This is a genomic window from Microbacterium sulfonylureivorans (assembly GCF_003999995.1).
GTDB lineage: Bacteria > Actinomycetota > Actinomycetes > Actinomycetales > Microbacteriaceae > Microbacterium > Microbacterium sulfonylureivorans.
This window is the reverse complement of the sequence record NZ_RJAD01000002.1, coordinates 206,021-229,054: the sequence shown is the minus strand read 5'-3', so window position 1 is coordinate 229,054 and position 23,034 is coordinate 206,021. Positions and strand designations below refer to the sequence as shown.

Sequence of the window (23,034 nt, the reverse complement as noted above, 5' to 3'; positions counted from 1 at the left end):
CCCGTCAGGCCAGCAGGTCGGGGCGGTTCAGCTTTGTGCGCTCGAGACTCTGCTCGCGGCGCCACGCGGCGATCGCGCCGTGGTTGCCGCTGAGCAGCACCGGGGGCACCTCGTGCCCGCGCCAGACGGCGGGCTTGGTGTAGCTCGGGTACTCGAGGAGCCCGTCCTCGTGCGACTCCTCCACAAGGCTCTCCGGATTGCCGACGACGCCCGGCACGAGCCTGGACACCGCCTCGACGACGGCCATCGCGGCGACCTCGCCGCCGTTGAGGACGTAGTCTCCCAGGCTGACGAGGCGCACGCGCCCGCGCTCCGAATAGTGGTCGACGACGCGCTGGTCGATCCCCTCGTAACGTCCGCATGCGAACACGAGGTGCTTCTCGTCGGCGAGCTCACGCGCCATGGCCTGCGAGAACTGCTCTCCGGCGGGCGACGGCACGAGCAGCACGGCGTCGTCGGTGAGGATCCCGTCGAGGGCCTCACCCCACGGCTCCGGCTTCATCACCATGCCGGCGCCGCCGCCGTACGGGGTGTCGTCGACGGTGCGGTGACGATCGTGTGTCCACTCCCGCAGGTCGTGGACGTGCATGTCGAGGATGCCGCGATCCCGGGCCTTGCCGATGAGTGAGACGTCGAGCACGTCGAAGAACGCCGGGAAGATCGTGACGATGTCGACGCGCATGGGTTCGAGTCTAGGCATCCGCCCATGTTTCCGACGTGTGACCGGACCTTAACCGCGGGTCCTCGCGGGCCGTGACGGAAAGGTGACGGAGAAGTAACCGCAGTGGTCGCAGCACGGAAACACCCCCTTCATACGGTGAAGGCACACTTCATCTAGGAGGCGCCATGACCACGACCGTCACCCCGTCCACGACGGACGTCGCAGCTCCGCCCCCGGCCTCTGCGCCGGTCACCCTCACCCACCGACCCGGCCGTTGGATCGACGGCTGGAACCCCGAGGACAGCACGTTCTGGCAGTCCGGTGGCCGCGCCATCGCACGCCGCAACCTGGGCTGGTCGATCTTCGCCGAGTTCCTCGGCTTCATCATCTGGCAGCTGTGGAGCATCGTCGTCGTGATGCTGCCCGGCGCCGGCTTCGACCTCTCCAGCTCGCAGCTGTTCTGGCTCATCTCGCTCCCGAGTCTCGTCGGCGCCACGCTCCGCTTCCCGTACACGTTCATGGTCGGCATCTTCGGCGGCCGCAACTGGACGATCGTCTCCGCCGCACTGCTGCTGATCCCCGCCGTCCTGCTCGGGGTCGTCGTCTCCAACCCGGAGACCCCGTTCGGCGTGCTGCTCCTCGTGGCCGCGCTCGGCGGTGTCGGCGGTGGGAATTTCGCGAGCTCGATGGCGAACATCACCTACTTCTTCCCGCAGAAGGAGAAGGGATGGGCGCTCGGCCTGAACGCCGCCGGCGGCAACCTCGGCACCTCGGTCGCTCAGTTCGCCGTGCCGATCGCCGTCACGATCGGTGCCGGCGCGACCATGAACATCGCCCTCGCCGGCTGGATGTGGATCCCGCTCATCCTCGTCGCGATCTGGGGCGCCTGGCGGTACATGGACAACCTGTCGTCGGCGAAGGCCGACTTCGCCGGCTCGGCGGCCGCGCTCCGCGAGCCTCACCTGTGGGTCATGGCGCTGCTCTACATCGGCACCTTCGGGTCGTTCATCGGGTTCGCGAGCGTGTTCCCGAAGCTCATCGCCGACCAGTTCCCGACGTACTCGACGTTCCAGGTCGGCCAGGCCGCGGTCTCGCTCGCCTTCCTCGGCGCACTCATCGGCTCGCTCGCGCGGCCGTACGGCGGCCGCCTCGCCGACCGATTCGGCGGCGCGCGGGTGACCGTCGGCGCCTTCGCCGTGATGGCCCTCGGCGCGCTGTCGCTCATCTGGACGCTCCCGATGCAGAACTTCTGGGTGTTCCTCGGATGCTTCCTCGTGCTCTTCGCCGCCACGGGCATGGGGAACGGATCGACCTACCGCATGATCCCGAGCATCTTCGCCGCTCGCGGGCTCGCCACCGATGCACTGCCCGGGACGCCCGAGGGCATCCGGGTGCAGCGCAAGGCCGCTGCGGCGCTCGGCCTCATCTCGGCGATCGGCGCGTACGGCGGCTTCCTCGTGCCGCAGGTGCTCAACGCGTCGCAGCTGGCGACCGGGGGATACACGGCGGCGTTCTACGGCTTCGTCGCCGCGTACGTCGGCCTCATGGTCCTGACCGTGCTCGTCTACGTCGTGCCGCGGAAGTCGCTCGCCGGCCAGCGCATCTGACCCGGAGTGAAGCGGGCCGCACCCTCCTCGGGTGCGGCCCGCTTCGACGTGCACGGGGCGCGGGGAGCCCGGCGATCCGCGCGACGCCCGGCAAGCGACGGGCGATGGGATCAGTACACGTCGCGGACGTAGCGCTTCTGCGACACGAGGCTCTTGCGGTACTCGACGGCGGCGTCCTCGGAGAGCCCGCCGTGGCGCTGGGCGATCGTGACGAGCGTGTCGTCGACGTCCTTCGCCATGCGGCTGGCGTCGCCGCACACGTAGAGGTGCGCGCCGTCCTGCAGCCAGCGCCACAGCTCGAGCCCGTGCTCGACCATCCGGTCCTGCACGTAGATCTTCTGGCGCTGATCGCGTGAGAAGGCGAGGTCGAGTCTGGTGAGGAACCCGTCGTCGCGCATCGACTCGAGCTCGTCACGGTAGTAGAAGTCCGTCGCGGCGTGCTGCTCGCCGAAGAACAGCCAGTTGCGGCCGGTGTGGCCGTCGGCCCGCCGGTCGTGGAGGAACCCGCGGAACGGCGCAATGCCGGTGCCGGGGCCGATCATGATCATCGGGGAGTCTCCGGCGGCGGGGGTGCGGAAGTGCGGCGACTTCTGCAGGTAGATGGGTGCGGGCTCGGCACCGGCCACGTCGGCGAGGAAGGTCGAGGCGACGCCGCCGCGCAGCATCCCCGTCTCCGTGGTGAAGCGGACGACCGACACCGTGAGCTGCACCTCGTCCGGGCTCGTCTTCGGGCTCGATGAGATCGAGTACTGGCGGGGCTGCAGGCGCTTGAGCACGCGCATCCACTCGTCCGCGTCGGCCACGACCGGGAACGCCCGCAGCAGATCGACCGCGTGCATGCTCCACAGGTACTGCTCGAGACGCCCCTTGTTCTCGCGGCGCAGCAAGGTGGCGAGAGCCGGATCGGAGTTGCGCTCGGCGACGAACGACAGCAGGTCCGGCGTGATCCGCGTGATGTCGAGCTGCGTCGACAGCGCATCCTCGAGGAACCGCTCCTGGCCGTCGAGCTCCACCACCGTGTGGCGGACGAGCCCCGTCGTCTGGAGCCATTCGCTCACCATCGCCGGAGCGTTGGCGCACACGACGCCGAGCGAGTCGCCGGCCTCGTACGACACTCCGGCGTGCGAGATGTCGAAGCCGAACTGACGGACCTCCTTGGCGGAGCCGTCTCCGCTGAGGAGCGCGTTCGTCACCAGCGCCGCCGCGACCGGGTTGCTCCGTGTGAAGAGCCGGCGGGTCGCGGGGGCCTCCGCGACGGTGGCGGATGCCTCGTCCCCCGTGAGCGTCGCGATGACCTGCTCCAGCCACGCTGCGGCAGGTTCGGCGTAGTCGGGCTCGCAGTCCACGCGGGGCAGCAGCGCCGTCGCGCCGAGCGCGCCGAGCCGGTCGTCGATTCCCCGCCCGTGACCGCAGAAGTCGTCGTAGCTGGAGTCGCCGATCGCGAACACGGCGTAGTCGAGGCCGCCGAGCTCCGGCACGGTGTCGCCGTTGAGCTCGGACCAGAGGTCGGCGGCGTTGTCGGGCGGCCCGCCGTCTCCGAAGGTCGAGGTGACCACCAGGAGCTTCCGCACCGCGGCGAGATCCGCGATCGACATGTCGACCATGCTCACCGTGCGCGCCGGGATGCCGCGCGCCGTGAGCGTTGCGACGCACGTCGACGCCACCTCCTCGGCATTGCCGGTCTGCGAGCCCCACAGCACGGTCACCTCGTCGGGCGCGCCGCCCGCCGGCACGGTCAGCCCGAGCGGCGTGCGCGAGTAGAGTCCCGCGAGGACGCCGTCGAACCATGCCCTCGAGATGTCGCGGAGCGGGGCGGTCGCGGGGAGCACCGGGACGAATCCCACCGCGACCGGGGCGGCTTCAAGGGCCGACAGGTACCCCGACACGTAGGCGCCCTCCGCCTCCGACAGCGAAGGCGCTCCCCTCTCGCCGAGCCCGGCGCCGGTCAGAACCTCACGCGCCGCGCCGGCCAGCGGCATCGTCGCGGCGCGCTCGTCCGCGTCGGCCCCGGCCGGTGCGGGACCCACCCGGCGCAGCGACACCGCGGCGAACTTGAACTCGGGCTGCAGGGACGCGGCATCGACGGCATCGCTGGTGGCGGCGTTCACCGTCAGGTACTCGCCGTGCTCGTCGTTCCAGTGGAACGGCGCGAAGCAGCATCCGGGCCGCACCCGGTCGGTCACGACCGCAGGCAGCACCACGCGTCCGCGGCGCGACGAGATCTCGACCATGTCGCCGTCGGCGATGCCCTGCTGCTCGGCGTCGAGCGGGTGCACCTCGATGAACGGCTCGGGGTTCAGGCGCATGAGCTTGTCGACCTTGCCGGTCTTCGTCATCGTGTGCCACTGGTGCTGCAGTCGGCCGGTGTTGAGGATCCAGGGGAAATCGTCGTCGGGAAGCTCGCTCGGACCGAGATGGGGTCGCGCGAAGAACTGGGCACGCCGCGACGCCGTCGCGAACGCCAGGCGCGGCACGGTGCCGTCGGGTTCGCGATGCAGGCTCTGACTGACACCGTCGTTGACGTAGCGGATCGGATGCCGGTCCGCGGCGTCGCCCGGCGGCACCGGCCACTGCACCGGTCCGCGTCGGAGGCGCTCGTAGTCCACGCCGCGGATGTCCCACCCGGTCTGCGGGTTCCAGAAGCGGCGGATCTCGTCGAACACCTCGGCGCTGCTGCCGAACCCGAACCCCTCGTCGAACCCCATCGCCTGAGCGACGCGGCAGATCGTCAGCCAATCCGGCTGCGCGTCGCCCGGGGGCTGCGCCGCGCGCTCCACGAGAGTCATCGTGCGATCGCTGTTGACCATGACGCCCTCGGACTCGACCCACAGGGTCGCCGGCAGGAGGATGTCGGCGTACGCGTTGGTGGCGGTCTCGGTGAACACGTCCTGGACGATCACCAGCTCGGCCGCCTCGAGCCCCTCGATCACCGACGACCGGTTCGCGACCGACGCCACGGGGTTGGTGCAGATGATCCACGCGGCCTTGATGTCGCCGGCCGCCATCGACCGGTACATGTCGATCGTGCCGGTGCCCGCCTCGTCGCGGATCGTTCCCGGCTCGAGCGCCCAGACATCCTCGACGAACGCACGATCGGCGGGGTTGAACACCGCGCGCTGCCCCGGAAGCCCCGGTCCCATGTAGCCCATCTCCCGGCCGCCCATGGCATTCGGCTGCCCGGTCAGCGAGAACGGGCCGCTCCCCGGACGGCAGATGGCGCCTGTGGCGAGGTGGAGGTTGCAGATCGCGTTCGTGTGCCATGTGCCCTGCGTGGACTGGTTCAGGCCCATCGTCCAGAGCGTCATCCACTCGCCCGCCTCGCCGATCCAGCGCGCGGCGGTGCGGATGTCGGTCTCGGACAGACCGGTGATCGCGGCGACCCGGTCCGGGGCGTACTCCGCGAGGAACGCCGGCATCCCGTCCCAGCCCTCGGTGTGGGCCGCGACGAACTCGGCGTCGATGGCACCCTCCTCGACCAGCAGGTGCAGCAGACCGTTGAGCAGCGCCAGATCGGTGCCCGGGGCGATCGGAAGGTAGAGGTCGGCCCGCTCCGCGGTCGCGGTGCGGCGCGGGTCGACCACGATGAGCCGCGCCCCCTGCTTGAGCCGATCCGCCATCCGCAGGAAGAGGATCGGGTGGCAGTCGGCCATGTTCGACCCGATGACGAAGAACAGGTCGGCCGCGTCGATGTCCTCGTACGAGCCCGGGGGGCCGTCCGCTCCGAGCGACTGCTTGTACCCGGTACCGGCCGAGGCCATGCACAGCCGTGAGTTCGACTCGATGTGCAGGCCCCGGAGATAGCCCTTCACGAGCTTGTTCGAGAGGTACTGCGCCTCGATCGACATCTGTCCGGACACGTACAGCGCCACGGCATCGGGGCCGTGCTCGTCGACGATCGCCCGCAGCCGCGCGCCGGCTTCGGCGATCGCCGCGTCCAGCGGCGCAGGAACCGCGGACTCTCCGCGCTCGGGCCGAATGTACGCGGTCGCCATGCGCCCCGGCGCGTGCATCAGGTCGACGTGGGTCGCGCCCTTCGTGCAGAGGCGTCCGGCGTTGGCCGGGTGCGCCTTGTCTCCGACGGTCTTCGTGACGACGAAGCCGGCGCCGGCCGGAGCGGGCGCCGTGGACACGGTGATCCCGCATCCCACCCCGCAGTAAGAGCACACGGCGCGGGCCTGCGTCGGCGGCGCGCTGGTGCGCGGCTCCGACAGGTGCGCGATCGTGCCCATGCCCCGATGATCTCCGAGGCATGTTCCACCGCGTCGTGCGGGGTGTTACCGGTGGATCACATCACCCTCACGGGCACCGCTGGACCACTGTGAGCGGATGCCGCTCCCCGCGCTCCGAGCGGGTCAGGCCCCGTCGGGCGCGTCGTCGACGGGCTGGTCGTCGGCGGAGTCGCCGGGCAGCTCCTCGAAGAGGCCGGCGGGCGGCGTCACCACGACACGGCCCGCAGCGATGTCGACCTCGGGCACGATCGCCTTCACGAACGGCACGAGCACCTCGCGGTCACCCGAGACCCGCACGATCAGGAGGTCCTGCGCCGGCATGTGGTCGACGCGGATGACGCGGCCGACCGTCTCGCCGTCACGGACGACGTCGAGGCCGACGAGCTGGTGGTCGAACCACGCGTCCTCCTCCGTCGACGGAGCCTGCGTGTCCTGATCGACCCAGAGGATCGCGCGGATGAGCTCCTCGGCCGCATCGCGGTCGTCGACACCGTCGAAGAACGCGACGGGGTGGCTGTTCATCCAGCGGAACTCGCGGATCGTCAGGGGCTTGCCGTGCCAGGGCGACGACTCCGGGACCTGGAGCGTGAACGTCGCTCCGGGAACGAAGCGACCTTCGGGGTCGTCGGTGTAGAGCTCGAGCTTGATGGCGCCCTTGAGGCCGTGGGCCTTGACGAGCCGTCCGACGCGCAGCTGCGTCTTGCCGGACGGCGTGGGCGCCGATGTCGTGGACGAGGGCTCGGGGCTCGCGCCCGTGTCCTCCGCGTCGCCTGCCACCTCAGTCGTCCGCGACGTCGACGCGGACGCGCCGGCCGTCGGCGAGCGCGCTGATGAGGGTGCGCAGGGCTTTGGCCGTACGGCCGCCGCGCCCGATCACGCGACCCCGGTCATCGGGGTGGACGTGCACCTCGAGCACGTCGCCGCGGGGCGACGTGGACGAATCGATGCGCACGGCGTCAGGGTGATCGACGATCCCCTTGACGACGTGCTCGAGCGCGGCAGCCAGCAACGGACTACGCTTCGGTCGACTCGGCGGCCTCGTCGGCAGCCTCGGTCGCGTCGGCGGTGGTCTCGGCCGGAGCCTCGACCTTCTTCTCAGCCTTGGGCTTCACAACCGACTTCTTCGACGAGTCGATCTCGAACTCGGCCTTGGGAGCCTTGGTGCGCACCGTCGAGACGGCGTCCTTGTCACCCTTGAACTTGCCCCAGTCACCGGTGAGCTTGAGCAGCGCGGTGACCTGCTCGGTCGGCTGAGCGCCGACGCTGAGCCAGTACTGCGCACGCTCGGAGTCGACCTCGATGAACGAGGGCTCCTCGGTGGGGTGGTACTTGCCGATCTCCTCGATGACACGACCATCGCGCTTGGTGCGCGAGTCGGCCACGACGATGCGGTAGTAGGGCGCACGGATCTTGCCGAGGCGCTTGAGACGAATCTTGACAGCCACGATTCTCCTGAATGTGTGGAAAGTGAGTGAACCGGTCGCCTGGAGAGTGGGGTGCACACCCGGCGGAAGCTCGGAGGAGGACCTACCCCGCTGGATAGAGGGTCGAGCAGGTGATCCGACCCTCTATTCTGCCAGATCGCGGAGCCCCCCGCGAACACCCCGGCCCACCAGATCGCGGAGCCCCCCGCGAACACCCCGGCCCACCAGATCGCGGAGCCCCCCGCGAACACCCCGGCCCACCAGATCGCGGAGCCCCCCGCGAACACCCCGGCCCCTCCATCAGATGACGGCATGTGCCGCAAGCCCCGCGGGTGCGCGGCATCCCTCTGCAAGACTGTGCGGATGACGGTGCCCTTCGCGACATCCGCCCGCTCATCCGTGGGCCTGGAGTGGGAGCTCATGCTCGCCGACGGAGAGACGGGAGACCTGGTGCCGCGTGCGCCGGAGATCCTCCATCACCTCGAGGAACGCACGGCACTGGAGCGCTACACGGTCACCGGCGAGCTGCTCACGAACACCGTCGAGGTGACCAGCGGAATCGGCGACACGGTCGCTGCCGCGGTCGACGACATCGCGGACGCGATCGCAGCCGTGCGGACGGTCACCACGCCGCTCAACGTCGAGCTCCTGTGCGCCGGGAGCCACCCGTTCGCCCAGTGGTACGACCAGCAGGTGACCGACAAGACCCGCTACAACAAGCTCATCGAGCGCACCCAGTGGTGGGGCCGCAACATGATGATCTGGGGAATCCACGTCCACGTCGGCGTCGACGACGTCAACAAGGTGTTCCCGATCATCAACGCGCTGGCGGTGTACCTCCCCCATCTGCAGGCCCTCTCCGCGTCCAGTCCTTACTGGGCCGGAGAGCGCACCGGCTACGCGTCCAATCGCTCCCTGGTCTTCCAGCAGCTGCCGACTGCGGGGCTCCCCTGGCCCCTCGAGAACTGGTCCGAGTTCGAGGGCTACCTCGACGACCTCGTCGGGACCGGAGTCCTCGAGGACGCGACCGAGGTTCGCTGGGACATCCGGCCCGCACCCCGCTGGGGCACGATCGAGGTCCGCGCCTGCGACGGGATGTCGACCCTTCCCGAGCTCGCAGCCGTCGCCGCGCTCGTCCAGGTGCTCGTCGAGCACTTCTCGCGCGAGCTCGACGAAGGGCGCGAGCTCGTGACGCTGCAGCCGTGGTTCGTCCGCGAGAACAAGTGGCGCGCTGCCCGCTACGGTCTCGACGCGCGCGTGATCGTCGACCGCGACGGCACGCAGGTGCCGGTCGCCGAGCATCTGCGGGCAACCCTCGAGCAGCTCGGCGACATCGCCGTCGAACTCAAGTGCGCGCGGGAGCTGACGGGCATCCGGACGATCCTCGACGAGGGTGCGAGCTATGCGCGCCAGCTCCTGGTGGCCGAGGCGGCTGACGGCGACCTGCGCGAGGTCGTGCGCCACCTCATCCGCGAGTTCCGCTCAGGACCGACGCTGCGCGAGCATCTCTCGGCGCTCGGCCACTGACCCAGGGCGCGCGGCGAGGGGACTCAGCCCTTGCCGAGGAGCTTCTGCAGCTCGGCGAGGTCCGCCTCGCTCGGCGCGGCCTTGGCGCCGCCCAGGCCGAAACCGGAGCCGGTGGGCGCTGCGGGGGCTGCGGCGATGCCGGCGTTCTCGGCCGCACGCTTGGCGGGGTTGCCCGAGCGCGAGCCCTTCGCCTTCTGCTGCTTGCCGCGCTTCGCGGAGGCCCCCGGACGACCGGCGCCGGGGATCGGCCCCATGCCGGGAATGCTGGGCATCCCGCCGCGAGCGACGGTCTTCATCATCTTCGCGGCCTGCTCGAAGCGGTTCACGAGCGCGTTGACGTCGGTGACGGTCATGCCCGAGCCGCGCGCGATGCGCAGCCGCCTCGACCCGTTGAGCACCTTGGGGTTGCGCCGCTCCCCCGGGGTCATCGAGCGGATGATCGCCTCGGTGCGGTCGATCTCGCGTTCGTCGAAGTTCTCGAGCTGATCCTTCATCGACCCCATGCCCGGGAGCATCCCGAGCATCTTCTTCATGGAGCCCATCTTCTTCATCTGCTGCATCTGCTCGAGGAAGTCCTCGAGTGTGAAGGTCTCCGTCGCGAGCTTCTCGGCCATCTTCATGGCCTCTTCCTCGTCGAAGGCCTGCTGGGCCTGCTCGATGAGGGTCAGGATGTCGCCGAGGTCGAGGATGCGGCTCGCCATGCGGTCGGGGTGGAATGCCTCGAGGTCGTCCAGTCCCTCGCCCGTCGAGGCGAAGATGATGGGCCGGCCGGTCACCGACGCGACGGACAGCGCCGCACCGCCGCGGGCGTCGCCGTCGAGCTTCGAGAGCACGACACCGGTGAAGTCGACGCCGTCCTGGAAGGCCTTCGCCGTGTTGACGGCATCCTGACCGATCATCGCGTCGATGACGAACAGGACCTCGTCGGGGTCGGTCGCACGGCGGATGTCGGACGCCTGCTTCATGAGCTCGGCGTCGACGCCGAGACGGCCGGCGGTGTCGATGATGACGACGTCGTGCTGCTGGCGACGGGCGAACTCCACACCGTCCTTGGCCACCCGCACGGGGTCGCCGACGCCGTTGCCGGGCTCGGGCGCGAAGATCGTGGCGCCGGCCTGACCGGCCACGACCTGGAGCTGGTTGACGGCGTTGGGGCGCTGGAGGTCCGCGGCGACGAGAAGGGGCGTGTGGCCGTCCTTCTCGAGCATCTTCGCGAGCTTGCCCGCGAAGGTCGTCTTGCCGGAGCCCTGGAGGCCGGCGAGCATGATCACCGTCGGCGGGTTCTTCGCGAACTGCAGGCGACGCTGCTGCCCGCCGAGGATCGCGACGAGCTCCTCGTTGACGATCTGGACGACCTGCTGCGCCGGATTGAGGGCCTTGTTCACCTCGTCGCCGAGCGCGCGCTCGCGCACTTTGGCGGTGAACTCCTTGACGACGGGCAGCGCCACGTCGGCGTCGAGCAGGGCTCGGCGGATCTCGCGGACCGTCCCGTCGACGTCCGCGGGCGTGAGCTTGCCCTTGGTGCGGAGGTTGCGGAAGGTCTCGGTGAGCCGGTCGGAGAGGGTGCCGAAAGTCGCCATGATCCCCCGATTCTACGCGAGCGGATGCCTCGTCCCGCCGCCTGTCCGCGGTCAGGCGACCGAGACTCCGAGCGTGACCCGCAGCTGCTCCTTCGCCCGCTGATACCGGCCTCTGGCCGTCGAGTCCGGTATGCCGAGCATCTCGGCCGCCTGCACCAGCGTCAGCCGCTCCCCGTGGACCAGCCGCACGAGCTCGGCGAGATCCGGGTCGAGGCGGTCGATGGCATCGCGCACCGTGCCAGCAGGTCGTCGAGGGGATCGGTCGTTCGTCTCATCGGAGCCTCCGTCGGGGTGGGTTCACTCCGTACGTGTCCGGCTGGGCCCGGACCGTCCGCGTCACTCGGGCCCGAGTTCCTGGAAGAGGGTCAGCTGCAGATCGGCGGGTCCGCGCAGGCGGGCGTTGAGCGATCTCCACGGCGTCTGCCGAGCGGATGCCTCGACCTCCGCGCCACCGGCTTCGAGCCGATCGGCCGCGGCGGCGGCGTCGTCCACCTCGAGCGCGAGCCGGATGCGGTCGCTCGTGCCGCCATCGGTCTCGACGCGATCGATGAAATCGACCTGCGCCGGGTTGGACAGCTCGATCGTCGCACGGCCGGCGTCGAGGATCGCGACGCGGGCACCGCCCTCGGCCTCGTACGCCTCGGACTGCGGCATGCCGACGACATCGCGGTAGAACGCCAGGGTCTCATCGAAGTCGGGCGCGCGCACGACGACGCGAAGCTGCCGGACCGCGCCCGGGCTCGGCGCGGTCGAGACGGAAGATGCCGCGTCCGCCGCGCGCGCGAGGAACCGCTCGAGCGAGGTCACGCCGGCGCCGTCGTGCGCCCAAGCCTCGACCGCGGCGAGCAGCGCGCCGCCCCAGGCCGCGCCGGCCACCTCGGCGTGCAGCCGGTCGGCACCGGCCCGCGCGAGCCGGTCGGCGACGGCCCGCGCGACGCGGGCGCGCCGGAACGACGACTCGCGCGCGAGCTCGGCCTCGAGTCCCATCGCGGTGGCGTTGACGATCGCGAGCGCGAGGCTGTCGGGGGCGAACCCCGCGCCGACGCCGATGATCGCGGCACGGACGGCGGGCGAGGCATCCGTCCCCTCGCCCGTCGAGAGGCGCGCGTCGACCGCGTCGAGCCGCTCGTCGAGACCCGCCCACAGGATGTCGGACTTCGAGGCGAAGTAGTTGAAGAAGCTCGAGCGGCTGACGCCGGCCCGGCTGGTGATGTCGGCGATCGAGGTCGCCTCGAAGCCCTTCTCGAGGAAGAGCTCGCAGGCGGCCTCCGCCAGGGTCTCCCGCGACGAGGCCTTAGGCCTGCCCACGCGTCCGGTGCTGCTCATCCCCCACACGCTAGCGGGCGTCGCGAGGCGCCGCCCGTGGCGTAATGTTGGACGCGATCCATCAATCGCCACAAGCGAAGGAGCACGATGCTCGACATCCGGACCGTCGGCCTCTCCCCCGACTATGTGCCGTACCTCGACGGCTGGGCGCTGCAGCGCAGCATCCACGCCGACGTCGTCGACGGAACCCGTCCCGACACCCTGCTGCTCCTCGAGCACGAGCCGGTGTACACGGCGGGCGCCCGCACGGCGCGCAACGAGCGGCCGACCGACGGCACACCCGTGGTCGACGTCGACCGCGGCGGAAAGATCACGTGGCACGGTCCCGGCCAGCTGGTGGGGTACCCGATCGTGCGACTCGCGGAGCCGGTCGACGTCGTGGCCCACGTGCGCCGGCTCGAGCAGATCCTCATCGAGGTGCTACGCGAGCACGACGTCGACGGGTACCGCGTCGAGGGGCGCAGCGGCGTGTGGGTCCGGCGCCCGCTCGGCGAGGACAAGATCGCCGCGATCGGCGTGCGCGTGCAGCGGGGCGTCACGATGCACGGCTTCGCCCTGAACTGCGACAACTCGCTCGCCGGCTTCCGCGGCATCATCCCGTGCGGCATCACCGACGCCGGCGTGACGACGCTCAGCGAGGTGGTGGGAGCGGCTGTCTCGCCCGCCGACGTGCTCGACACCGTGACCAGCGCGTTCCGGGCCGAGTATGCGGAGGTGGCCGCGTGAGCGCGTGCGGCGGTGCGTCCGCGGGCGCTCCGGCTTCCGCCCCGGCCACCGGCCCCGACGGACGCAAGCTTCTCCGGCTCGAGGTGCGCAACGCGCAGACGCCGATCGAGCGCAAGCCCGAGTGGATCAAGACCAAGGCGAAGATGGGACCGGAATACCAGGCCCTCCACAAGCTCGTGAAGACGGAGGATCTTCATACGGTCTGCCAAGAGGCCGGCTGCCCCAACATCTACGAGTGCTGGGAGGACCGCGAGGCGACGTTCCTCATCGGCGGCTCGCAGTGCACGCGTCGATGCGACTTCTGCCAGATCGACACCGGCAAACCGGCCGACTACGACGTCGACGAGCCCCGCCGCGTGGCCGAGAGCGTCGTCCGCATGCAGCTGCGCTACGCGACGGTCACGGGTGTGGCCCGCGACGACCTTCCCGACGGCGGCGCGTGGCTCCACGCCGAGACCGTCCGGCAGATCCACGCCCAGAACCCGAACACCGGGGTCGAGATCCTCGCCACCGACTTCAACGGCGATCCCGCCCTCCTCGCCGAGGTGTTCGACAGCCGCCCCGAGGTCTTCGCGCACAACGTCGAGACCGTCCCCCGGATCTTCAAGCGCATCCGCCCCGCGTTCCGCTACGAGCGTTCGCTCGACGTCCTGACGCAGGCGCGCGGCGCGGGTCTCATCACCAAGTCGAACCTCATCCTGGGGATGGGCGAGGAGCCCGAGGAGGTCGTCCAGGCGCTGCAGGACCTGCACGACGCCGGCACCGACATCATCACCATCACGCAGTACCTGCGGCCCTCGCCGCGGCACCTTCCGGTCGATCGCTGGGTGAAGCCGCAGGAGTTCGTCGAGTTCAAGGAGGCGGCAGAGCGCATCGGCTTCCTCGGCGTGCTCGCCGGGCCGCTCGTTCGCTCGTCGTACCGGGCCGGCCGGCTGTGGGCGCAGTCGATGGTGTCGAAGGGACGCGACATCCCGCCGCACCTCGCGCACATCGCCGAGAGGGCGGATCTCGGGTTCGCCCAGGCGGTCTAGCGCTACTCGGCGCTGGTCACCGACAGCACGGCACCTGCGGAGTCGAGGTTCACGAGCAGCACGTCGTCGGTGGCATCGGGGTCGAGAGCGTACTCGAGCACCGCGAACGGGTCGGATCCGCCGTGCTCGTCGGCGAGGATCGTCATGCTCATCAGCTGCAGGGACCGGATGACATCGATGTGCACGTCGCCGGAGATGTCGACGAGCAGCGCCTCGAGGTCGTCGCCGAGAGTGGCCTGCTGCTGCAGGATGTACTCCGTCACCTCGCTCGTGCGGTCGCTCAGCTCGTCGACCATGGAGTTGCGCGCGCTCCGGTCGATGTCCTCGATGGCGGAGATGAGTGCGGCAGCCACGTCGAGCGCAGCCTCGGAGACGTCCTCCTGGTCGGGCGCGGTGAGATCCACGGTCACCGACTGATCTCCCAGGTCGACGTTCTCGGACCAGAAGATCGATCCATCCGGCCCCGACTCGAGGAGTCCGAAGTAGTCGTGCTCGATCGCCATGCCCCCATGAAACCAGCACCTGCGCCCGGACGGTAGCCCCGACCGCGCGTGGCGCGGATCCGTTACGTCCGCGACATGTGCGCGGGGGCTCAGTCCACCAGCGATGCCGCGAAGACGTGCGGTGTGAACCCGGTCAGATCGCCGATCCCCTCGCCCTGTCCGAGGAGCTTGACGGGGATCCCGGTGCGCTCCTGCACCGCCAGGACGAACCCGCCCTTGGCCGATCCGTCGAGCTTCGTGAGCACCAGTCCGGTGACCCCGGCGTGCTCGAGGAACGCCTGCGCCTGCATGACGCCGTTCTGTCCGGTGGTCGCATCGAGCACGAGCAGCACCTCGCTGATCGGCGCCTGCTTCTCGATCACGCGCCGGATCTTCGTGAGCTCGTCCATGAGCCCGCCCTTGGTGTGCAGACGCCCGGCGGTGTCGACGAGAACGATCTCGGTGCCGGTGCGCTTGGCGTAGTCGATGGTCTGGAAGGCGACGGATGCCGGATCCTGCCCCTCCTGCTGCGGCCGGACGATCGCGGCGCCGCCGCGCTCCGCCCACGTCGCGAGCTGGTCGACGGCGGCGGCGCGGAACGTGTCGGCCGCGCCGACCACGACGGAGCGGCCGTACCGCTGAAGGAACTTCGCGAACTTCCCGATCGTGGTGGTCTTGCCCACGCCGTTCACTCCGACCACGAGGACGACCGCCGGACGCTCGGTCAGCCGCAGGGTCGTGTCGAACTTCGCGAAGTGCTCCTCGAGCGTCTCCTTCAGCATGCGCTGGAGGTCCTTCGGGTCGGTGGTGCGGAAGCGATCCACCTTCTCGCGCAGCTCCTCGACGATCCGCTCGGAGATGTCGGGCCCGAAGTCGGCCGTGATGAGCGCCGTCTCGAGGTCGTCCCACGTGGTCTCGTCGATGGTGGGCTTGACGAACATGCCGCGCAGCGCGCGACCGAGCGACCAGGAGCTTTCAGCCATGTCTCCAGCCTAGGCGCGCGGCGGGGAGGGCACTGGCGGCATGATGTCAGCATGTCTTCGCAGGCCACCGATGGTGCCGTGATCAGGACGCTCGTCCGACGAGGGATCGCCTGACGGCCGCGCTCAGCTCGCGGCGCGCTCGCCCAGCCGCTGGCCCACGACGGCGGAGACGCCGTCCTGCCGCATCGACACACCGTAGAGGGCGTCGGCGATCTCCATCGTCCGCTTCTGGTGGGTGATCACGATGAGCTGACTGGACTCGCGCAGCTGCTCGAACACGCCGAGCAGCCGGCCGAGGTTCGCGTCGTCGAGCGCGGCTTCGACCTCGTCGAGTATGTAGAACGGACTCGGGCGCGCCTTGAAGATCGCCGTCAGCAGGGCCACGGCGGCCAGTGACCGCTCACCGCCGGACAGGAGCGACAGACGCTCGATCTTCTTGCCGACGGGACGCACAGCGACTTCGATGCCGGTGGTCAGCGGCGAGTCGGGGTCGGTCAGCGAGATGCTCCCCGAGCCGCCCGGGAACAGGATCGGGAACACTTCCCCGAACGCGGTCCGAGTGTCTTCGAACGCCGCGAGGAAGATCACCTGCATCCGCTCGTCGAGCTCCTCGATGATCGTGATGAGGTCCTTGCGGGTCTGCGTCAGGTCGGCGAGCTGCTCGGTGAGGAACTTGTGCCGCTGCTCGAGCGCGGCGAACTCCTCGAGGGCGAGCGGGTTCACCCTCCCGAGCTGCCCGAGCTTGCGCTCGGCCTCCTGAAGTCGCCGCCGCTGCTGTGCGCGGTCGTACGGGACGGATGCCTCGGTCTCGGCGTCCTCCTCACGTGCCGGCGTTTCGGCAGGAATCGCCTGGTCCGGTCCATATTCCGCAACGAGAATGTTTTCGTCGAGCCCGAGCTCCGAAGCGACCCGTTCAAGGATCCCGCTGACGTGGAGACGCTTCTCGTGGATCTGCAGCTCGAGGCTGTGGACGCTCTCGGTGAGCCCGGCGAGCCGCTCCCGCGCGACCGACTCCTGTCGTCGGAGCTCGGCCAGCTCCGCCGTCAGCGCGGTGCGCTCGGACTCGGCCCGGGTGAGCTCCAGACGCGCCTGCGCGAGTGAGCGCTCGACGGAGTCGAGCACGGCGGGAAGCTGGGCGGCGACACCGGCTGCGGTCTCGCGCTGGGCGCGTCGCACCACGGCCCGACGGGCAGCCTCTGCCGCCGCCTCGCGCTCCCGTTCGCGCTGCCGTTCGAGCCCGGCGACACGTGCTTCGCCGGCGCGGATCCGCTCCTTGAGCGTCTCGACGTCGAGGCGTGCCCGCATCTCGCCGTCGCGCGCGGCCTCGAGTGATGCGAGCATGCCTTCGCGGGCGGACGCATCGAGGATCGGGCGCGGCGCCTCGAGGGCCCCCGTCAGCTGGTCGCCCGCGGATCGGGCCGAACCGGCCGCCTCCTCGACCGCGGCCTCGGCCTGCGTGAGTCCGGCGGCGAGGCGATCGCACTCGGCGACGGCGGCTTCGTAGCGGACCGTCGCACGGTTGACCTGCTCGGTGTGCGCGGCGAGGGCGGCGTCGTGCTCTCGCAGCGTGGTCAGTGCGGCCTTCGTCCGCTGGCGCGACGACTCGAGGTGGCGAGTCGCGTCGCCGAGCGCCTCGCGCAGCGAGTCGGCGACCACCGCGATCTCGTCGCGACGCTCGGCCGCGGCGTCCCGCTCGGCGGCGAGCTCGAGGCGGGACCGGCCCTGACCCGACCCCGCTCGGACGGTGTACTCGGTCACGACCTCGCCCGACCGGGTCACGATCGTGACGGGACCCCCGACGTTCGCGGCGGCGAGGGTCGGCCCCGCGGCGAGAGCGGCGTCGAGGTCGTCCGCGACGACGACGTGCGCCAGGATGCCGAGCACCCCGTCGGGTGCGGTGACGACCTCTCGGGCGGGAACGATCCCGGCGATCGCGGGGAAGTCGGGGCGCGTGGCCGGCGCATCCGCGATGGCGATGTCGACCGTGCCCATGTCGCCGTCCCGTGCGAGGCGCGCCGTGCTCACCGCATGCGCACGATCCTCGACGAGGATTCCTTCCACGAGCGGTCCGAGGGCCGCGGCGATCGCGGCCTCGTAGCCGGTGGTGATCTTGACCGAATCCCCCAGCAGGCCCCGCACCCCGGCCGCACCGCGGGCGACGATCTCGGCGGCGGCGTTCTTGCCGTCGAGGGCACGCCCCAGCGCGGAGGTCTGCGCCGTCAGCGCCTCGACCTCCCGCTCGGCGGCGTGGAGGCGCTCGCGGAGCTCGCCCACCTTCGTCTCCGAGTCGGACGCGTCCCGCTGTGCGCGTTCGTACGCAGTCGCGTATTCGGCTGCCGACCCCTCGGGCACGAGGTCGGGGTCGACGCCCGCGAGGGTCTCCTCCGCCTCGGCGCGGCGGGCCAGCGCCGCATCGAGGGCGCGCTGCTGCCGCTCCACGGCGGCGCGCACGGCGGCCAGGGCGGACTCAGCTGCCTCCGCCGATCCGCGCAGCGCCGTGATGCGCATGTCGTGCTCCGAGACGAGCGCGCTCTGCGCGGCGATGTCGGTGTCGAGCGCATCGAGCTCGGCTCGCGCACGCATGACCTCACGGGATGCCTCGGCCGCGGCATCCTGAGCACCGCCCAGGCCGTCGGCGATTCCCTGGATCTCGGCGCGCGCCTCGTCGATCATGGCCTGCGACACGGTGGTCAGCTCGATGCGATCGTCGTCCTCGGCCTCGCCGAGGAGCGCGAGTCGCTGGCCCGCGAGGGCGTACAGGCTGCGCAGCCGCTCCTGCACGCGCTCGAGACCGTAGGTGACCCGGCGGGCCTCGTCGACCGACTCCGAGCGCTGCTGCGCCTCGAGAAGCTCGATCCGCGTGCGGGCGTTCTCGAGCTGATCCTGCAGGACGAGCCGCTCGGTGTGGCGCTCCTGCTCGCTCGCGGCGTGGGAGGCGAGTTCGGCGCGGAGTCCGACGATCTCGTCCGCGAAGAGACGGGCCTTGGCGTCGCGCACCACGGCTGCGATCGTGGCCGCCTCGCGCGCGATCTCGGCCTGCCGCCCGAGCGGCTTCAGCTGCCGTCGCAGCTCGCCGGCGAGGTCGCTCAGTCGCGTGAGGTTGGCCTCCATCGCATCGAGCTTGCGGAGCGTCTTCTCCTTGCGGCGACGGTGCTTCAGGATGCCCGCAGCCTCCTCGATGAATCCACGACGGTCCTCGGGGGTGGCCTGCAGCACACCGTCGAGGCGTCCTTGCCCGACGATGACGTGCATCTCGCGGCCCAGACCTGAGTCGCTCAGGAGCTCCTGCACGTCGAGCAGGCGGCACACCTCGCCGTTGATCGCGTACTCGCTCGCTCCGTTGCGGAACAGCGTCCGGCTGATCGTGACTTCGCTGTACTCGATCGGCAGCGCGCCGTCGCTGTTGTCGATTGTCAGCTGCACTTCGGCCCGGCCGAGTGGACCGCGCGTCGCGGTGCCCGCGAAGATGACGTCTTCCATCTTGCCGCCGCGGAGGGTCTTCGCGCCCTGCTCTCCCATGACCCAGGCGAGGGCGTCGACGACGTTCGACTTGCCAGAGCCGTTGGGACCGACGATGCAGGTCACGCCGGGTTCGAGCGCGAATGTCGTCGGCTGGGCGAACGACTTGAACCCTTTGAGCGTCACGCTCTTCAGGTGCATCTGCTCGCCTCCGCTGTTGGCCGCCCGCCCCGGCCCGGGGCCGCCCGACCGCGTCGGGCGTCCCCAGGCTACCGGAGCACGCGGATCACTCCCGGAAGCACCGCCGCGTCAGACTGCGCCGGCCTGCTTCGCCGCCTTCGCCGCCTTCGCGAGGTTCCAGAAGACGCTGAACGTACCGAGCGCTGCGAACAGCAGGGCGAACAGGATGTCGCCGGTCAGCTCGCTCCACAGCTCGGGGCTATCGAAGATGTTCAGGAAGTACAGGTCCCAGAACTCGGGCGACGTGATGGCCGTCCAGATGTCGATCTCGAGGAAGGTCGCGAGGTCGGTCACAAGGCCCGCGAGGAACGAGAGGACCAGCGTCACCATGGTGACGACGATGGTCGAGACGATGCCCACCGGGCCGATGCGCCCGCCCGAGCCGCGCCGGTAGAGCCACGCGCCGCCCACGGCCACGCCGAAGGCCACGATCGCGCTCATGAAGCCGAGCTGCCAGATGACGGTCCACGCGATGACGCCGGCGGGGATCAGCAGCAGCGAGAGCAGGATGCCGCGCCCGACGCGCTCTGGTCCCTGCTCGGACGCGGTGGTCACTGCGGCTTCGGCATCCTCGCCGACGGTCGGTGCGACGGGCGCCGCGGCGTCGTCGACGGCGCGGACATCGCTCTCGGCGGCGGCGAGTTCGCCGTGCACCGGCGCGGCTGCGCCGGTGGCGTCCTGGACGGAATCGACGGCGGGTTCGGTGGGCTCTGCCAACGCGGGTCTCTCTTCTCGTGCGAGGCCCGGCGCATGCCGGGCCCGAGCACGCTAGCAGAGCCGCGCCGCGGCCTCCGCTGACTGTCCACAGGCCGCGGGACGTCGCGGGCGACACGCCCGTCGTCGACCGAATCTGCGAGAACGCTTGACGCCGCCTGCGAAACCGCGCTAGTGTCACTCCTCGCGTCTGAAGTAGAGAAAGGAGGTCCCCGAAATGATGCTGATGAACACAACTGGAGTCACCGCCCCCACCGGCGATGCGACTCGTGTTTTCGCGCCGGGGACCCGCTCCTTCGGCACGTTCCAGAACGCCTGCGTTCACACCGCCGGCTGATCCCCGCAGGGGAGAGCTCTGCCCTCTCGAGGGCTGGATCCTCCTGCGCCGCCCCGATTCCGGGTGCTGAGCGCATCTTCCTGCCATCGTCCCGTCGTGCTGCGGCATGACATCCCCGCCCGACCGCGCGTGGTTCCGGGCATCCACCACCCCTCCATCCGGAAGAGAACACTCATGAATACCGCATATGCGCCGCAGCGCCCCTCGGGCATCCCCGATACGCTGCGGCTCCCGAGCCGCGACACCCGCACCTCGCTCACCGACCGCATCGCCCTCCACCTCGGGCTGCGACTGCTGATCTGGGGCACGAGGACCCCGCGACTCACCGATGACCGCGAGCGTCACGCTCGCGCGCGTCGCGCTCACACGGCCACCGCGTCCCGTGAGCACGGCTACCTCCGCGAGGCCCTCCTCGCACCCCGGCCGTGACGGCCACCGGGTCCGTCGCCCGCAATCGGGCGACGGACCCCCTCCCGCATGAACTTCCCCACACCGAGAGACGCACGATCATGAACACACTCACCGACATCGAGTTCCGCCCGCTGGTGGTCCCCGAGTCCATAGATGCGCCCGACGCCGCCGACTTCGTCGAGATGGTGCGGGTGCGCAACCTCGTCTACCGCCAGATCTCGGGTCATGACGACCATGGCATCGCCGCCGACGAGCTGCTCCCCCACTTCAAGCCCAACGAGTACGAGCAGCGCCTCATGTGGGTCATCGTCGAGGACGGCGCGATCATCGGCCGTGTCGGCATCGACCTCCCGAAGGAGAACGACTCGAAGGTCGCGTTCTGGCTCATCGAACTGCTCCGCGAGACCTGGGGTCGTGGCGTCGGCTCCGCCGCATACGAGGTCATCGAGCGCGTTGCGCGGGAGAACGGCCGCACCGTGCTCCAGGCCTGGGCGGAGCATCCCGCCGCGCCAGGACCGCGGCTCGCGCCGCCGACCGGGTTCGGCGACATCCCCGACGACCACGCCGCGCGGTTCTTCCAGCACCACGGCTACGCGCTGGAGCAGGTCGAGCGCAACAGCGCCTTCGACCTCACCGCTCCGTTCGACACGGTCGAGCGGCTGCTCGCCGAGGCGCAGATCGCGTCGGCCGGCTATCGCGTGGTCCAGTGGTTCGCGCCGACGCCGGCGGAGTTCGCCGAAGGCTATGCGTGGATGAAGTCCCGCATGGTCACCGACGCACCGTCCGCGGATCTCGAGTTCGACGAGGAGAAGTGGGATGCCGCGCGCATCGCCGAGCACGACTCCAAGTACACCGACTCGGGCCGCACCATCCAGGTGACGGCCGCGCAGCACATCGAGACCGGAGAGCTGTGCGCCTTCAACGAGCTCGTCGTCGGGAAGGACCGCACGGAGGCGAGCCATCAGGAGGACACGCTCGTGCTGAAGGAGCACCGCGGTCACAAGCTCGGCACGCTCGTCAAGTGCGCCGGTCTGCTGTCGTGGCGCGAGATCGCGCCCGACTCACCCCGTGTGATCACCTACAACGCAGAGGAGAATCGCCCCATGCTCGACATCAACGAGGCGATCGGGTTCGCCCCGATCGCGTACGAGGGCGCATGGAAGAAGGTGCTGTCATGACCGATCTCGCCCAGGCGGGCACGTTGACCGTCCGCCCGATCATCGTCCCGGAATCCGTGGACGCCGCCGACGCCGGGCCGTTCCTCGAGATGGTGCGCATCGCGAACGCGGTGTGCCTGAACGACGCCGGGCACGACTACCTGCATGAGGACGCCGACGAGATGCTCGGCTTCATGCAGGACCAGACCGACTGGACCCAGCGGGCCTTCGCCGTCGAGCGCGACGGCGTCATCCTCGGGGTCGTGAAGCTGATGGTCTCGAACGAGCCGGATGCGTCGACGGTCGAGTTCGATCTGATGATCGATCCGCCGATGTGGGGCCAGGGCGCCGAGGAGCTGCTCCTCGCCGAGGTCGAGCGCGAGGCGCGCGAGCGCGGGCTCGCGACGATCCAGACGTGGACGCTGCATCGGCCCGGCCAGCCGGGCGAGCACTTCGAGCCGCCGACCGGATGGGGCTCCGTCCCTGCGCGCGATCGGCAGACGGTGTTCCAGATCGACAACGGCTTCACGCTGGAGCAGGTCGAGCGCAACAGCGTGTTCGACCTCACCGGCGACTTCGCCCTCGTGGAGCGCATGCTCGACGAGGCGATCGAGGCCGCGGGTCCGGACTACCGCATCGTCGCCTGGACGGCTCCGACCCCGGCCGAGCACCGAGACGGCTTCGCCTACGCGATGTCGCGCATGTCGACGGATGCGCCGACGGGCGGGATGGTCGTGGACGAGCAGCACTGGGACGCAGCGCGCGTCGAGCGACGGGATGCCCGGCAGCGGGCGCAGGGACTCACCGTCTCGGTCGCGGCCGTCCAGCACATTCCCACCGGGACGATCGCCGCGTACAACGAGCTCGTCATCGCCGAGGATCACACGGGTGCGACGTCGCAGTACGGCACTCTCGTGCTCAAGGAGCACCGCGGCCACAAGCTGGGCACGGTGGTCAAGTGCGCGAACCTGCTGCGGTGGCGCGGACTCGTACCGGAGTCTCCGCGGGTGTCGACGTTCAATGCCGAGGAGAACCGGCACATGCTCGACATCAACGAGGCGATCGGCTTCGTTCCTGCCTCCTACGCGGGGGCATGGAAGAAGGTCCTCGCCGGATGACGGCGGCGGGCCGCGGCATCCG

General features: G+C 70.2%; 19 protein-coding genes. 7 read left to right on the top strand and 12 right to left on the bottom strand.

The window, feature by feature from the left end:
- Nucleotides 1–4 precede the first annotated feature (4 nt).
- Nucleotides 5–682 (bottom strand): tRNA (guanosine(37)-N1)-methyltransferase TrmD, encoded by a 678-nt coding sequence (gene trmD, locus EER34_RS10585; protein ID WP_127474640.1) that lies wholly within the window; start codon nucleotides 680–682, stop codon nucleotides 5–7.
- Nucleotides 683–846: 164 nt separating this feature from the next.
- Here trmD and EER34_RS10580 point away from each other — a divergent pair, with 164 nt between their 5' ends.
- Nucleotides 847–2,268 (top strand): MFS transporter, encoded by a 1,422-nt coding sequence (locus EER34_RS10580; protein WP_127474638.1) that lies wholly within the window; start codon nucleotides 847–849, stop codon nucleotides 2,266–2,268.
- A 110-nt stretch (nucleotides 2,269–2,378) separates the two neighbouring features.
- Here the strand turns inward: EER34_RS10580 and EER34_RS10575 are convergent, their stop codons facing one another.
- The 4 genes from EER34_RS10575 to rpsP form a co-directional block, all read right to left on the bottom strand.
- Complete coding sequence (locus EER34_RS10575; protein WP_127474636.1) at nucleotides 2,379–6,497, bottom strand: bifunctional nitrate reductase/sulfite reductase flavoprotein subunit alpha; 4,119 nt, start codon at nucleotides 6,495–6,497, stop codon at nucleotides 2,379–2,381.
- Nucleotides 6,498–6,620: 123 nt separating this feature from the next.
- Nucleotides 6,621–7,190 (bottom strand): ribosome maturation factor RimM, encoded by a 570-nt coding sequence (gene rimM / locus EER34_RS10570; RefSeq protein WP_240642346.1) that lies wholly within the window; start codon nucleotides 7,188–7,190, stop codon nucleotides 6,621–6,623.
- A gap of 85 nt (nucleotides 7,191–7,275) precedes the next feature.
- Nucleotides 7,276–7,506: an RNA-binding protein gene (locus EER34_RS10565; protein WP_055965452.1), complete on the bottom strand. Its 231-nt coding sequence runs from the start codon at nucleotides 7,504–7,506 to the stop codon at nucleotides 7,276–7,278.
- Nucleotides 7,507–7,510: 4 nt separating this feature from the next.
- On the bottom strand, nucleotides 7,511–7,942 hold the full coding sequence (gene rpsP / locus EER34_RS10560) for a 30S ribosomal protein S16 (RefSeq protein WP_127474632.1): 432 nt from the start codon (nucleotides 7,940–7,942) through the stop codon (nucleotides 7,511–7,513).
- A gap of 342 nt (nucleotides 7,943–8,284) precedes the next feature.
- Here rpsP and EER34_RS10555 point away from each other — a divergent pair, with 342 nt between their 5' ends.
- Nucleotides 8,285–9,448 (top strand): glutamate--cysteine ligase, encoded by a 1,164-nt coding sequence (locus EER34_RS10555; protein ID WP_127474630.1) that lies wholly within the window; start codon nucleotides 8,285–8,287, stop codon nucleotides 9,446–9,448.
- A gap of 23 nt (nucleotides 9,449–9,471) precedes the next feature.
- Here the strand turns inward: EER34_RS10555 and ffh are convergent, their stop codons facing one another.
- The 3 genes from ffh to EER34_RS10540 all read right to left on the bottom strand — a co-directional run bounded on the left by ffh (nucleotide 9,472) and on the right by EER34_RS10540 (nucleotide 12,354).
- A complete protein-coding gene (gene ffh / locus EER34_RS10550; protein ID WP_127474628.1) occupies nucleotides 9,472–11,028 on the bottom strand; it encodes a signal recognition particle protein in 1,557 nt (518 codons plus the stop codon).
- Between the two features lie 51 nt (nucleotides 11,029–11,079).
- Nucleotides 11,080–11,262: an RNA polymerase sigma factor gene (locus tag EER34_RS10545; protein WP_127474626.1), complete on the bottom strand. Its 183-nt coding sequence runs from the start codon at nucleotides 11,260–11,262 to the stop codon at nucleotides 11,080–11,082.
- A 102-nt stretch (nucleotides 11,263–11,364) separates the two neighbouring features.
- Complete coding sequence (locus EER34_RS10540) at nucleotides 11,365–12,354, bottom strand: TetR family transcriptional regulator (protein WP_127474624.1); 990 nt, start codon at nucleotides 12,352–12,354, stop codon at nucleotides 11,365–11,367.
- Nucleotides 12,355–12,414: 60 nt separating this feature from the next.
- Between EER34_RS10540 and lipB the strand changes: the two genes are divergently transcribed.
- Nucleotides 12,415–13,080: a lipoyl(octanoyl) transferase LipB gene (lipB, locus tag EER34_RS10535; protein WP_276317251.1), complete on the top strand. Its 666-nt coding sequence runs from the start codon at nucleotides 12,415–12,417 to the stop codon at nucleotides 13,078–13,080.
- The gene (gene lipA, locus EER34_RS10530) at nucleotides 13,077–14,111 is read left to right on the top strand and encodes a lipoyl synthase (RefSeq protein WP_127474620.1); all 1,035 of its coding nucleotides are present in this window, start codon (nucleotides 13,077–13,079) and stop codon (nucleotides 14,109–14,111) included. The genes lipB and lipA overlap by 4 nt, the downstream gene beginning before the upstream one ends.
- 2 nt (nucleotides 14,112–14,113) lie before the next feature.
- Here lipA and EER34_RS10525 read toward each other — a convergent pair whose 3' ends face one another.
- From EER34_RS10525 to EER34_RS10510, 4 genes are all read right to left on the bottom strand, one after another.
- Nucleotides 14,114–14,614 carry a DUF2004 domain-containing protein gene (locus EER34_RS10525; protein ID WP_127474618.1) on the bottom strand — a complete coding sequence of 167 codons (501 nt, stop codon included), beginning with the start codon at nucleotides 14,612–14,614 and terminating at the stop codon, nucleotides 14,114–14,116.
- An 89-nt stretch (nucleotides 14,615–14,703) separates the two neighbouring features.
- Nucleotides 14,704–15,576, bottom strand: a complete 873-nt coding sequence (gene ftsY, locus EER34_RS10520) for a signal recognition particle-docking protein FtsY (RefSeq protein ID WP_127474616.1) — start codon at nucleotides 15,574–15,576, stop codon at nucleotides 14,704–14,706.
- A gap of 123 nt (nucleotides 15,577–15,699) precedes the next feature.
- On the bottom strand, nucleotides 15,700–19,236 hold the full coding sequence (gene smc / locus EER34_RS10515; RefSeq protein ID WP_127474614.1) for a chromosome segregation protein SMC: 3,537 nt from the start codon (nucleotides 19,234–19,236) through the stop codon (nucleotides 15,700–15,702).
- 108 nt (nucleotides 19,237–19,344) lie between these two features.
- Nucleotides 19,345–19,992 (bottom strand): hypothetical protein, encoded by a 648-nt coding sequence (locus EER34_RS10510; RefSeq protein WP_127474612.1) that lies wholly within the window; start codon nucleotides 19,990–19,992, stop codon nucleotides 19,345–19,347.
- A gap of 508 nt (nucleotides 19,993–20,500) precedes the next feature.
- Here EER34_RS10510 and EER34_RS10505 point away from each other — a divergent pair.
- The 3 genes from EER34_RS10505 (at nucleotide 20,501) to EER34_RS10495 (ending at nucleotide 23,012) form a co-directional block, all read left to right on the top strand.
- Nucleotides 20,501–20,755 (top strand): hypothetical protein, encoded by a 255-nt coding sequence (locus tag EER34_RS10505; protein WP_127474610.1) that lies wholly within the window; start codon nucleotides 20,501–20,503, stop codon nucleotides 20,753–20,755.
- Between the two features lie 80 nt (nucleotides 20,756–20,835).
- Nucleotides 20,836–21,915 carry a GNAT family N-acetyltransferase gene (locus EER34_RS10500; RefSeq protein WP_205791564.1) on the top strand — a complete coding sequence of 360 codons (1,080 nt, stop codon included), beginning with the start codon at nucleotides 20,836–20,838 and terminating at the stop codon, nucleotides 21,913–21,915.
- Nucleotides 21,912–23,012, top strand: coding sequence for a GNAT family N-acetyltransferase (locus EER34_RS10495; RefSeq protein ID WP_127474608.1), 1,101 nt, complete (start codon nucleotides 21,912–21,914; stop codon nucleotides 23,010–23,012). The genes EER34_RS10500 and EER34_RS10495 overlap by 4 nt, the downstream gene beginning before the upstream one ends.
- The last annotated feature ends 22 nt before the right edge of the window (nucleotides 23,013–23,034 follow it).